10 protein-coding genes are annotated in these 13264 nt (G+C 35.5%); 7 read left to right on the top strand and 3 right to left on the bottom strand.

Annotation, left to right across the window (positions count from 1 at the left end; all coding sequences use genetic code 11):
* Positions 1 to 23: 23 nt before the first annotated feature.
* From lpdA to FTRAC_RS08700, 3 genes are all read right to left on the bottom strand, one after another.
* A complete protein-coding gene (gene lpdA, locus FTRAC_RS08710) occupies positions 24 to 1427 on the bottom strand; it encodes a dihydrolipoyl dehydrogenase (RefSeq protein ID WP_013453868.1) in 1404 nt (467 codons plus the stop codon).
* Positions 1428 to 1490: 63 nt separating this feature from the next.
* Positions 1491 to 3086, bottom strand: a complete 1596-nt coding sequence (gene odhB, locus FTRAC_RS08705; RefSeq protein WP_013453867.1) for a 2-oxoglutarate dehydrogenase complex dihydrolipoyllysine-residue succinyltransferase — start codon at positions 3084 to 3086, stop codon at positions 1491 to 1493.
* A gap of 28 nt (positions 3087 to 3114) precedes the next feature.
* Entirely contained in the window at positions 3115 to 5847 is a 2733-nt protein-coding gene (locus tag FTRAC_RS08700; RefSeq protein WP_013453866.1) for a 2-oxoglutarate dehydrogenase E1 component, read from the bottom strand.
* Between the two features lie 346 nt (positions 5848 to 6193).
* Here FTRAC_RS08700 and FTRAC_RS08695 point away from each other — a divergent pair, with 346 nt between their 5' ends.
* The 7 genes from FTRAC_RS08695 to FTRAC_RS08665 all read left to right on the top strand — a co-directional run bounded on the left by FTRAC_RS08695 (position 6194) and on the right by FTRAC_RS08665 (position 13239).
* Positions 6194 to 9226, top strand: coding sequence for a sensor histidine kinase (locus FTRAC_RS08695; RefSeq protein WP_013453865.1), 3033 nt, complete (start codon positions 6194 to 6196; stop codon positions 9224 to 9226).
* A gap of 151 nt (positions 9227 to 9377) precedes the next feature.
* Positions 9378 to 9998, top strand: a complete 621-nt coding sequence (locus FTRAC_RS08690) for a 30S ribosomal protein S16 (protein WP_013453864.1) — start codon at positions 9378 to 9380, stop codon at positions 9996 to 9998.
* Between the two features lie 12 nt (positions 9999 to 10010).
* On the top strand, positions 10011 to 10559 hold the full coding sequence (gene rimM, locus FTRAC_RS08685; protein WP_013453863.1) for a ribosome maturation factor RimM: 549 nt from the start codon (positions 10011 to 10013) through the stop codon (positions 10557 to 10559).
* Complete coding sequence (gene trmD / locus FTRAC_RS08680) at positions 10549 to 11229, top strand: tRNA (guanosine(37)-N1)-methyltransferase TrmD (RefSeq protein WP_013453862.1); 681 nt, start codon at positions 10549 to 10551, stop codon at positions 11227 to 11229. Before rimM ends, trmD begins: the two co-directional genes overlap by 11 nt.
* Positions 11230 to 11329: 100 nt before the next feature.
* Positions 11330 to 11680: a 50S ribosomal protein L19 gene (rplS, locus tag FTRAC_RS08675; protein ID WP_013453861.1), complete on the top strand. Its 351-nt coding sequence runs from the start codon at positions 11330 to 11332 to the stop codon at positions 11678 to 11680.
* 124 nt (positions 11681 to 11804) lie between these two features.
* Entirely contained in the window at positions 11805 to 12644 is an 840-nt protein-coding gene (locus FTRAC_RS08670) for a UbiA family prenyltransferase (protein ID WP_013453860.1), read from the top strand.
* Positions 12637 to 13239 (top strand): class I SAM-dependent methyltransferase, encoded by a 603-nt coding sequence (locus FTRAC_RS08665; protein ID WP_013453859.1) that lies wholly within the window; start codon positions 12637 to 12639, stop codon positions 13237 to 13239. Before FTRAC_RS08670 ends, FTRAC_RS08665 begins: the two co-directional genes overlap by 8 nt.
* Positions 13240 to 13264: the final 25 nt, after the last annotated feature.

Here is a 13264-nt window from a genome sequence, read left to right as displayed (position 1 = left end):
ATCTTGAATCTTGATTCTCACAATCACATATGAATAGGTCTATTATCAGTAGCTGCCAAACATGCCTCTTTTACTGCTTCCATATAAGTAGGGTGAGCATGAGACATACGAGATACATCCTCAGCAGAAGCACGATATTCCATGGCAGTAACTCCAGCTGCTATCATATCAGCAGCTCTAGCTCCAATGATATGGATGCCTAAAATCTCATCTGTTGTCTTATCAGCAATTACTTTTACTAAACCTTCCATATCGCCACTTGCTCTAGCTCTACCTAGTGCTTTGTAAGGGAATGATCCTGTTTTGTACTCAGTTCCTTTGTCTTTTAACTCTTCTTCGGTATATCCTACTCCAGCTACTTCAGGCCAAGTGTACACTACGTTGGGAATTAATTTGTAATGAATATGTGGTTTTTGACCTGCCATTGTTTCAGCTACAAATACGCCTTCTTCCTCCGCTTTGTGTGCTAACATAGCACCTCTTACTACATCTCCAATAGCATAAATATTATCAACTTCTGTTTTTAAATTATCATCAACAGAAATTCTCCCTTTTTCATCGGCTTTAAGTCCTGCTGCTTCAAGATTTAAACCTTCTGTATAGGGTTTTCTACCAACGGCTACTAAGCAATAATCACCTTTGATGGTTTCTTCCTTACCTTTATCGGTTTCAAAAGTAACTTCTACTTCTTTACCTTTATTTTCAACCTTGGTCACTTTATGTTTCAGTTTCAAGTCCATGCCGAGCTTTTTCATGCTCTTTTTCATTTCCTTGCCCATCGTGCTATCCATGGTTGGAATAAGGCTATCCATAAATTCAATTACAGTTACTTCTGCACCGATTCTTTTATAAACAGAGCCTAATTCAAGTCCGATAACTCCACCGCCAATCAAAATCAAATGCTTTGGAACTTCTTTTAATTCTAAAGCTTCAGTGCTACTGATTACTCGTTTCTTATCAAATTTTGCAAATGGAAGCTCTACTGGCTTTGAACCGGTTGCAATGATTACCTTTTCAGTGCTTAACTCTTCTTTTTTGCCATCCGATTTTGTAACCACAACCGTGTTTTTATCCTTAAATGAACCAACACCAGTGTGTACATCAATCTTATTTTTCTTCATTAAGTAAGCAATACCATCTACATTTTGCTTTACCACATCGGCTTTACGGTTGATCATCTGCTTGATGTCCACCTTTAAATTACTAAGATTAATTCCATGCTCTTTAAAAGTAGTTTCAGCATTGTGATAGTGCTCTGAAGAATCTAATAAAGCTTTTGATGGGATACAGCCTACATTTAGGCAAGTTCCACCAAGTGTATCGTATTTTTCAATAATGGCTGTTTTCATCCCTAGCTGGGCACAACGGATTGCTGCGACATATCCACCAGGACCAGAACCAATTACTGTAACATCATACTTGCTCATTTTATTAATATTTATGAATTATAGCACCTTTATTAAAGTGCATCAATTTATTTAATGTGTTGTTTATATGCCTAAAAGTAAACGAGTTGGATCTTCCAATAACTCTTTCACTCTTACCAAGAAGCTTACTGATTCTTTACCGTCAATAATTCTGTGGTCATAGCTAAGGGCTACATACATAATCGGTCTGATTTGTACTTCTCCGTTAATGGCAACTGGTCTTTCTACTATATTATGCATTCCTAAAATAGCCGATTGTGGCGCATTGATTATTGGTGTAGAAAGCATGGATCCAAATATACCACCATTGGTGATAGTAAATGTTCCTCCACTCATTTCATCTATACTCAATTTTCCATCTCTAGCTTTTTTAGCTAATCTGATTACTTCACCTTCAATTTCATGAAAAGATAGTTTCTCAGCATTTCTTATCACTGGAACTACCAAGCCTTTTGGAGAGGAAACAGCAATGGACATATCTACGAAATCACTGTAAACCATTTCGTTTCCATCAATTTGAGCATTAACGGCTGGCCACTCTTTCAATGCCATCGTACAAGCTTTTGTGAAGAATGACATAAAGCCTAATCCAACTTCATATTTCTCTTTAAATTGCTCTTTGTATTTTTTACGTAAATCCATGATTGGCTTCATGTCCACTTCATTGAAAGTGGTCAACATAGCCGTTTCATTTTTTACGCTTACTAATCTGCGGGCAACAGTTTTACGCAAGCTCGACATTTTTTCTTTTCTTTGCTCACGATTTCCACCTGCATCTGGAGAAGGTAATTTGTCTGTTTCTATTCCTGAATCAGATGATTTGCTTTCTTTTTCTGGAGCTTTAGATGATTGCTTTTCTGCATTTTCAGCATCCTCTTTTGTAATTCTACCATCTTTTCCGCTTCCTTTTATGTTGGAAGGATCAATACCTTTTTCCTTCAATATCTTAGCAGCGGCCGGTGAAGCATGTCCCGTTGCATAAGTTTCTTTTCCTTCTTCTTGGGAATCAGAGCTTGAATCACTTTCAGAAGAACTTTTCTCTGGTGAAGATTCGCTAGGAGCTCCCCCTTCAGTAACCTCAATCTTACAGATTGTAGCTCCGATCTCTATAGTATCGTCTTCTTGTGCAACTATTTGTAAGAAACCATTAGCCTCTGCAGGCAATTCAAAAGTTGCTTTGTCTGATTCAACTTCTGCAATAACCTCGTCCATTTCCACATAGTCGCCATCAGATTTCAACCAAGAACTTATGGTCACTTCTGTGATAGATTCACCAACGGTAGGAACTACCATTTCATGAACTTCTCCAGTCTTTTTTGGTCCGTTGTTTGAAGAAGAGCTTTCTTTCTTCTCCTGTTTTGGCTCGGATTTTTCTTCTTTCTTGTCCTCAGATTTTTCTTCTGATTTAGATTCACCTCCTTTGGCATCTTCGTCTATTTCGCAAATGACTGAGCCAACTTCAATGGTTTCGTCTTCTTGAGCTTTTATTGTCAATACACCGGAAGCTTCAGCAGGCAATTCAAATGTTGCTTTATCTGATTCCAGTTCTGCGATGATTTCATCTTGTTCAACAAAATCGCCATCTTTTTTTAACCATGAGGCAATGGTTACTTCGGTGATTGATTCGCCTACTTCCGGTACTTTTATTTCTAAACTCATGTTTCTCTGAATTCTATCTTAAAAAATTTTATTTCTTTGTGTCAAAAGCTTTTTCAACTAATGCTTCTTGTTCTGCTTTATGAACTTTGGCATAACCAGTAGCTGGAGAAGCACTTGATTTTCTTGAAATCAATTGCAAGCCTGCCTTGTTAGCTATTGTTCTTAACATATAGGTCCAATATCCCATATTCGATGGCTCTTCTTGTACCCAGAAAACTTCCGGATCTTTGAATTTCTTTAAAGCTTTGTCTACTTGGTTCATTGGGAACGGATGTAGCTGCTCGATTCTGATGATGGCAACATCCTTTCTTTCATCAGCTTGTTGCTTTTCTAATAAATCGTAATAGACTTTACCAGTACACAATAATACTCTTTTTACATTTTTGTTGGTTACGAAATCATCTTCATAAATTTCTCTGAATTTGCCTTCAGTAAATTCTTTAATTGGAGAAATCACTTTTGGATGACGCAATAATGATTTAGGCGCAAACTGAACCAAAGGCTTTCTGAATTCCCATTTCACTTGTCTTCTAAACATGTGAAATAGATTGGCAGGAGTAGTGATATTGGTTACAATTAAATTTTCCTCTGCGGCTAATTGAAGGAATCTTTCAGGTCTGGCATTTGAATGCTCTGGACCTTGTCCTTCATAGCCATGAGGCAATAGCATAACTAAACCATTCATTCTTTGCCATTTACTTTCGGCTGAAGTAATGAATTGATCAATCATAACCTGTGCTCCATTAGCAAAATCACCAAATTGAGCTTCCCAAATCACCAATGCATTTGGTGTGGCCATTGCATATCCGTATTCAAAACCTAAAACTCCAAATTCTGATAATAAGGAATTGAAGATTTTAAATTTCTCTTTTTGATTTTCCTCAATATGATCAAGGTTGCAATATGGCTCATTGGTTTCAGCATCAAACAAATAAGAGTGTCTGTGAGAGAATGTACCTCTTTTCACATCCTGACCTGACATTCTTACAATGTTCCCTTCGGCTAATAAAGAACCATAAGAAAGCAATTCGGCATCTGCCCAATTGAGCATTTTCTCATCAAAGAAATTCTTCTTACGCTCTTTTAAAAGTTTGTCTATTTGCTTTAATGGTTTAAACCCTTTCGGTAAAGTGGTTAAGGCTTTTCCTATTTTTTCTACCAATCCCTGCGAAATGGAAGTGTCAGGAGATTCTAAAAAGTCATCGGACTTAGCTCTTCTTAATTGCTCCCACTCTTCTTCAATTTTTTGTGGTTTATAAGGTAAAGGTTTTTGTTTTACCTCATTTAGCCTGTCTTGAAGCTGTTTTTTGAAATCTTTCTCCAGTTTTTTTACTGAATCATTATCCAAATCACCTCGTTCAGTTAATTTTTTAACATAAACCTCTCTAGGGTTAGGGTGCTTGGCAATTTTGTTATAAAGTTTAGGTTGAGTGAATTTAGGCTCATCACTTTCATTATGCCCATGTCTTCTGTAACATAACAAATCTATAAAAATATCTTTATGGAATTTATTTCGATATTCCACGGCTAAATTAGCTGCAAAATTGACCGCCTCAGCATCATCTCCATTGACGTGCAGCACTGGAGCATCAATCATTTTAGCAATGTCCGTACAGTAAATTGATGAACGCGCATCATCATAATCTGTAGTGAATCCGACCTGATTGTTGATAACCAAATGCACTGTTCCGCCAGTTGAATAGCCTTCTAATAAAGACATTTGAGTGGTTTCATACACAATTCCTTGTCCTGCAACTGCAGCGTCACCATGAATTAAGATAGGCAGTGCGGCATTCACGTCTTCACCATATTCATCGTCAATTTGAGCTCTGGTATAGCCTAAAACTACTGAATTCACAGCTTCTAAATGAGAAGGATTTGGCGTTAATTTCACATAAGATTTTTTTCCATTTGAGGTTTCTAGGTAGCTAGAGTAACCCATGTGATATTTCACATCACCATCACCCATGGTTAAATCAGGATCAGTACTGCCTTCGAATTCAGAGAAAATCTGCTCATAAGTTTTATTCATGATGTTGGCCAATACATTTAGCCTACCACGATGCGCCATTCCTATAACCACTTCCTTAGTGCCTAACTCTGAAGAACGATTAATCACTTTGTCTAAGAATGGAATAGTGTTTTCCCCGCCTTCTAGTGAGAATCTTTTTTGCCCTAAAAATTTTGTGTGTAGGAAATTTTCGAATACTACAGCCTCATTTAATTTGGAAAGTACTCTTTTCTTTTCCTCTAGCTTTGGCTGATAATCACCTTTTGAGCTCTCTGCTTTATCGATAAACCAATCCACAATTTTAGGGTCACGGATATGCATGTATTCAAATCCAATAGAGCCTACATAGATTTTGTCTAAAGCTTCAATTATATTTTTAAGACTTGTTTTCCCAAGTCCAATTTCTTGACCAATCGAAAATTCTTCTTTTAAATCTTCTTGTTTTAAGCCAAATTCTTCCAAGCTAATTCTGGCGTCATGCGGTCTTCTGTCTCTAACAGGGTTGGTTTTAGATTTCAAATGACCACGCATTCTATAAGCTTGGATCAGATTCCTTACTTGAGTTTCTTTTGAAGATACTCTAGTTTCTTGAGCTTTTCCATTTCCTCCAAAATCCTTCTGAGAAAACTCAAAACCTTCAAAGAATTTCTGCCAAGATTCATCAACAGATTGTGGATCGTTTTTATAGGATTGGTAAAGTTCCTCTATGTAATTGCCATGGGCATTGGCGATATATGTGTATTTATCCATTATGGAATTGTTTTATTTATCGATAAGCAAATATAAAAACTTCTAAAACAGTATTAAAATTGCCTATGCGATTAAGCAAATTTTATAGATTATCAAGTATTTAGCAATAAAGAACGGTTCGCTGGTTATTTTGTTCTTATTTTAATTTAATACATATAACTTACGGAAGGAGTTGTCTTTATGATTAAATTTTAAACTTTAGTTTTACAGTTATTTTGGGTTTTGTTGAATAACAATTAAATAAGAATAATTTTTTTATCTGCAGAGTGGGTTCATAATTATTTAGATAACTTAGGAAAAACTTTTTAATTTGTGGGAATCTTATTGTTCTCTCATATAAATCAAGATGAAAAGTAAAAAGTTGGGGAAATATGGTGCTTTTACTCTGATATTTTTATCAAATATTTTATACTCAGCTTTGGGTCAAGACAATGTTGCGCTTGATAGATTAATGGCTGTTGATTGGTCGACCAAAACATCAAACAATATTTCTAATAATATAATTGATATTTTACAATCTGAATCAGGATATATTTGGATGGCCACTTATAATGGAATTCAGAAATTTGATGGTTATAAAAATACTGTTTATAGTACCTCACAATTACCATTTCTAAGGAGTAGTGGGTTTAGGTCCGTTTATCAAAGTCCATTTGACAATGCATTATATTTTTCATCGCAAAGTAGCGGTATCATAAAATATGATGTAAGTGATGGTTTTGAGCAACTAAAAGTAACTAAGGGTAAACTCCCTACTTCCATACAAAATGTTCTTATCGATCACTCTGGTCGCATGTGGATTGGTTCCAGTAATGATGGTTTATATATAATGCAAGGTGATAGTGCTTATCAATTTGAACATCCCATTATTAAAACCTCCACCGTATTAAGTTTATGTGAAACAAAGAATGGCCACATCATGATAGGCACCGAAGGGAATGGAGCTTATGAAATTAGTGATAATCAAATTATAAATGAATATTTTCGCGAAAACGGACTCTTAAGCAGTGGTGTAAATGTGATTAAAGCTGTAGGGGATTCTATTTTTTTCGGGACAAGAAATGGGCTCAACTTACTTTATAAAAATGAATTCAAATCTGTTGATTTTTTGAATGGCCAATCCGTTAATAATGTGACTGCTAAAAATGGGGTTTTATGGTTGGGCTTGGACAATGGATTAGCAAGAATAAACCTTAAAACACAAAAATCGGAGTTAATCTCATCTTTTGGGGATATAGATGTTTCAAGAACGAATAATGTAATCATTGATCGAGAAGGAAGTATTTGGTTAGCTACTGGAAGAAATGGCCTTATTCAACTTAGAGAGACCGGTGTTATTAATTATAATCGATTTGATGGATTAGAAAGTGAAAGCATTAATGTAATTAGAGCTAAAGCCACAGATCAGGGATATTTTATTGGAAGCGATAATGGAAGTATTTATAGCTTGCGAGATGGTGAAATAAACGAATTTGAGATTCAATCAGATATAAAGCCCACAGCTATAAGAGATGTGTATCAACAGAAAAATGGAATTATATGGATTGCCAGTTACAAAGGCTTATTAAAGAAGAATGGTGATCAGGAAGAACTTTTCGGTTTGGAAGATGGGCTCCCGTCTTTGGATATTAGAAGGATATTGGAGGATAGCAAAGGAAATCTTTGGTTAGCTAGCAGGTCAGGGGGATTAATTAAATGGCGAGATGAAAAAGTCCTGGAGGTATTTGATAGGGAGAACCAGTTAAAATCTGATTTCATCTTATGCGTAGAAGAAGATGGAGAAGGTAATTTATATGTTGGTACCAATAGTGGAGGAGTGAGCATTTTAAATTCGAAGGGCGAAATCCGAAATATTTCCATTACTGCTAATGATGAAGGAATTATTGTATTCAATATTCAAGTGAATAAGCCAAATCATTTCTGGGCAGTAACCACTGCTGGTATTTATTTAATTAAAGACAAAGAGGTTGTTAAATTGAATTTTGAGAAATCCTTTGATGCAATTAGCATGTTTGATTGGTTAGAGGACGATAATGGAAATATTTGGATCACATCCAATCAAGGTGTAATCAATATTGCCAGAGAAGAGTTAGAAAAGTTTGAGCAAAATCCAGATTATCAGGTAAAAACACGACTTATTACTAAAGCGGATGGTATGCAAAATGAGAAGTGTACAGGTGCTGTTCAATCATTAAAGTCGTCAGATGGAAGGCTCTTTATCCCCACTGTTGGAGGAGTAAGTGTTATAACTCCAGATAAAATGGAGGAAAATAAGATCTTGCCTAATATTTTCATCGAGAGTCTAGAAACGCAGGATAGTACTTATAAACAAACCGCTAATATCATCTTAAGCGCTAAAAGTAATCGGTATATATTCAATTTCACTGCTCTCAGCTACTTATCACCTGATGCAATTCAATTTAAATATAAATTAGAAGGCCAGGAAAAAAACTTTACCACAATTTCAGGAAATAGGAGTGCGGAATATACAAATCTGGCGCCAGGTGAGTATCAATTTTTAGTTTATGCTACCAATAATCAAGGGGATTGGACTACACCAATAGCCATTTGCCATTTCGTTATTAAGCCTGCATTTTACGAAACCATTTGGTTTTACCTGCTTTTTGGGGCGATAATCATTCTTCTAATTTATCTCATTTATAAATGGCGAGTAAATGCAATTGAAAAGATGAATACAAAATTAATGAAGGTGAATAGCGAGCTTGATGGCTTTGTTTATAGTGCGTCTCATGATTTAAGATCTCCTCTAGCTTCTCTTTTAGGTTTAATAAATCTAGGCAGAAGTGATACTCAAAATATTGAACTTTATCTGGATAAAATGGAGAAGAGTGTGAAAAGATTAGATGACTTTATTGCTGAGATTATTGATTTCTCCAGTAATGAAAGAAAAGAAGTAGTGTGTGATCAATTAGAATTTGAGCCTATTGTTGATAATATAATTGAGGAATTATCATTCTTAGATAGTAATGAACGAGTAAGGAAAAATATAAATATTCAGCAATCCTGTATTTTTCAAACTGATAAGCGAAGAATGGCTATCATATTTAGAAATCTCATATCTAATGCCTTAAAATATTACGATGATTCGAAAGAAAATCCTTTTTTGAAAATAGAGATTAGGAGTAACTCCAAGAGTGCACACATTATTATTGAAGATAATGGTATAGGGATTTCAAAAAATGAGCAGGAAGAGGTTTTTAAAATGTTTTATCGTGCTACTGAAAGAAGTACTGGCTCTGGCTTAGGCCTCTATATCGTTTTGGAAACAGTTGAAAAGTTAGGAGGAGTTATTACTATGAGTTCTGAAAGGTATAAGGGGACAAAATTTGATATCATCATACCTTTTTTAAATTTGTAAAGTGAGGAATAAATAGTAGTTTCTTTATTCCTTTTGCTCTCTATTCAATAATTAATTGAACATATTTATTATTAAAAACTTTTTCATTACCTTTGCAGACTAATTAAAAGAGGGACGTGATCCTTCGCAATTGCTAAAAACAAAATAAGAAATGGCAGTAAAAATCAGATTGGCCCGAAGAGGTCGAAAAAAAATGGCGATTTACGATGTAGTCGTAGCTGACGCCCGTGCACCACGAGATGGTCGCTTTATTGAAAAAATTGGTACTTATAACCCTAATACGCCTGTTGCCGCTATAGATATGGACAACGAAAAGGCTTTTCAGTGGTTGATGAATGGTGCCCAGCCTACCGATACGGTTCGCGCTATGTTGTCGTACCGTGGCTTGCTTTACAAGAAGCATTTGCAAATTGGTGTGATCAAGGGTGCTATGACTCAAGAGGAAGCTGATAAAAAGTTAGAAGCTTGGATGAAGAACAAGGAAGCTGCAATTGAAGGTAAAGAGAAATCATTAGCAGATAAAGCAGCGGCTGAGAAGAAAGCAAGATTGGAAGCAGAAGCTAAAGTGAACGAAGCTAGAGCAGAAGCTATCAAGAAGCGTCAAGATGAGGCTGAGGCTGCGGCAAAAGCTGCAGAAGCACCAGCTGAAGAGGAAGCTCCTGCTGAGGAAGCAGCAAGTGAAGAAGCTCCAAAAGCTGAAGAATCTACTGAAGAAGCACCAAAAGCGGACGCTTCTGAAGAGAAATCTGAAGAAGAAAAGAAAGAAGATTAATATTCTTTTGTCATGAAGCTTGACCAATGCTTTCAGTTAGGTATGGTGTTAAAGCCTCATGGATTAAAAGGAGAATTATACATTTCTCTGGATACAGACTATCCAGAAGATTATCAAGAATTGGAATCAGTATTCCTGTTGCAAAACGGAAAACTGGTTCCTTTTTTTATTGAGCATATCCAACTTAAAAATAAAGAAGCTTTAGTAAAGTTTGAGGATGTTGAAGACAAAGAGGGTGCTTTAGCTTTAAGAGGATCTACTCTTCATTTACCTTTAACGGAGTTGCCAGAGTTAACTGGAAATCAATTTTATTTCCATGAAATTAGCGGTTTTCAAATCGAAGATACCGAAAAGGGTATGCTTGGAGTGGTTAAGGAGGTGTTTGAAGCAGGGCATCAAGATTTAATCGGGATGGATTATAAGGGTAAGGAAGTGCTTATTCCAATTAATGATGATGTGATTTTGAATGTGGATAGAGAAAACTCCTTACTAAAGGTAAGTCTGCCTGAAGGCTTGTTGGAATTGTATATGGAAGAGGAGGAGAAGCCTGATGAGAATTGATATTATCACATGTTTGCCAAAGTTGTTAGAAGGGCCATTTTCTGATAGTATTTTAAAGCGTGCTCAGGAAAAGAAATTAGTTGAAATCCATGTTCATGATTTAAGAGCTTATTCAACTCATAAACAAAGAAGTATTGATGATTATGCCTACGGTGGTGGTGCAGGAATGGTCTTGCAAATTGAACCAATTGCAGCGGCTATAGAAGATTTGAAATCTAAACGGACTTACGATGAAGTGATTTATATGAGTCCAGATGGAGAACAATTTACCCAAACTTTAGCAAATCAACTAGCGCTTAAGGGGAATCTATTGATCTTATGTGGGCATTATAAAGGGGTTGATGAAAGAGTTCGACAACATTATATAACCAAAGAAATAAGTATTGGTGATTATGTGATATCTGGTGGAGAATTAGCAGCAGCTGTAGTGACGGATGCAATAGTGAGATTATTGCCAGGTGTTTTGTCAGATGAAACTTCAGCGCTCACAGATTCCTATCAAGATGGATTGTTAGCTCCACCGGTTTATAGTCGACCAGCAGAATTTAAAGGTTTAAAAGTACCTGATGTATTGTTATCCGGCCATGCGGCCAATATAGAAAAGTGGCGATTTGAGCAAGCGGTGAAGAGAACAGAAGAGCGTAGGCCAGATTTATTGAAAAAAGAATAAAAAAATATAGTTTAGGGATGCAAAGAATAAAATTATCCTTATATTTGCACTCCATTTTTCGGGCAAGTACCGAAACCATTATCGGAAAAAAGAAAGAGCCATGAGCGATTTGATCAAAGAAATTGAAAAAGAATATCACGAAGCAGTAAGTAAATTTCCTGATTTTAAGGCAGGTGATACTGTGAACGTACACGTGAAAATTAAAGAAGGAAACAAAGAACGTATTCAGCAATACCAAGGTGCTGTAATACAAAAAAGAGGTTCTGGTAATTCTGTTACTTTTACAGTTAGAAAAGTTTCAAGTGGAATTGCTGTTGAAAGAATATTTCCTTTGATTTCTCCAGCTATCGATAAAATTGAAGTAGTGAGAAAAGGTTCTGTAAGAAGAGCTAAATTGTACTACTTACGAGGTAGAAAAGGAAAATCTGCAAGGATTAAAGAAAAGATCTAATTATTTAGATTCTAAAAGAAATTCAAGGCGGTTATGGAAACATAATCGCCTTTTTTATTCGTTGAAATCTAGAATTAACTCGATGAAATGAATTAATTCTTAGATTTATTCTATTTTTGCGTTAATGTTTTCAAAATTTTACCAATATATCAGGGCTTTTAGTTTAGATGTAGTGGCAGGTGCTGTTATTAGTGCTCGTTGGATTGGTAATTATTTTAATGCAGATATTCCTTCATCTGCAATTCTGGCTTTAGGATTAACAGTTTGGTTGATCTACACAATTGACCATTTGTTAGATGCCAGAAAAATAAAATCTCAGGACGCCTTATTTAGGCATATAATCCATTATAAAAATGCACCTTACATTTTTGGTTTAATCGCCATAGTCTCCATGGTTTTAATTTTTTTACTTCAAAATTTGGAGCCGTTTTTAATAGGCTATGGACTTGCATTAGGATTTTCTGTTTTCTGTTACCTGGTATTCATACATTTTATTCGTAAAAAGGTCTATTGGGGTAAAGAATGGTTTATTGCCTTAGTTTATGCTACTGGAATTTGTTTGCCCACCTTTGCCTACATTCAAAATATCCCCCCAATTCTTATTTACTTCTGGGTTCAATTGTTTATACTGGCCAGTATTAATCTTATATTGTTCAATATGATAGAGTATAAGGTTGATAAAAAATTGGGTTTTAATTCCTTTGCTACAGTAAAAGGAGCTGATTTTTCGCGTAAGGTTATCTTATTTCTACTTTTTGCTTTCGCTCTTATTTGGTCATCTTCTTTTTTATTTTTCGAAGCTGAAGAATTACTCGATTATCAAGCAATGTTTATTTTGATGGCATCCGTTTTGGCAATGGTTCTTAGCAAGGAAGTGGTGTTAAGGCAAGAAGAATGGTACAGGGTTATTGGTGATATTGTGTTCGTACTTCCCCTCATCGAAATCATAATTATAGATGGCTAATTTTGACCAAGTAGCTGGAATCTATGATTTTTTAAAAAGAGTAGTGTTTGGTAATCGAATCGATGATGCTACTTCTTGTTTCCTAAAGGAAATTCCGCCCAATGCCAGAGTTCTAATAATAGGAGGTGGTACGGGCGAAATCTTGAAGAAATTTAAATCTAGTCATGAAATCACCTACTTAGAGCTCTCAGAAGCAATGATTCTTAAAGCCAAAACAGTGGTATCTACAGCTTCCGTAGATTTTATTCAAGGTGATGTTTTGAAGTGGATACCAAAACATGATTTTGACTACATTATGACCCCTTTTGTATTAGATTGCTTTACTGCAACAGGCTTAGATTTGCTTCTTGATAGACTTAAAAAATCACTAAAAAAAGAGGGGAAATGGATTCAAACAGATTTTTATCCTAAAAATAGAATGCAAAAACTACTGATCAAGATCATGTATGTGTTTTTTAAGTTGACCGCAAATTTGAATATAGATGAATTAGTAGATTTTGATTCGCATTTCGAAAAGCATCAATTTAATTTAAAAAGAAAAGCCCTTTTCTATCATTCTATGATAGAAAGCAAAATTTATCATCAGATTGATTGACCAACTCCTTTCGATTTCGGATTTA

The organism is Marivirga tractuosa DSM 4126 (assembly GCF_000183425.1).
In the GTDB taxonomy this organism is placed as follows: Bacteria; Bacteroidota; Bacteroidia; order Cytophagales; family Cyclobacteriaceae; genus Marivirga; species Marivirga tractuosa.
Note: the sequence above shows the minus strand (reverse complement) of the source record. Positions and strands in the feature narration are given on the sequence as shown.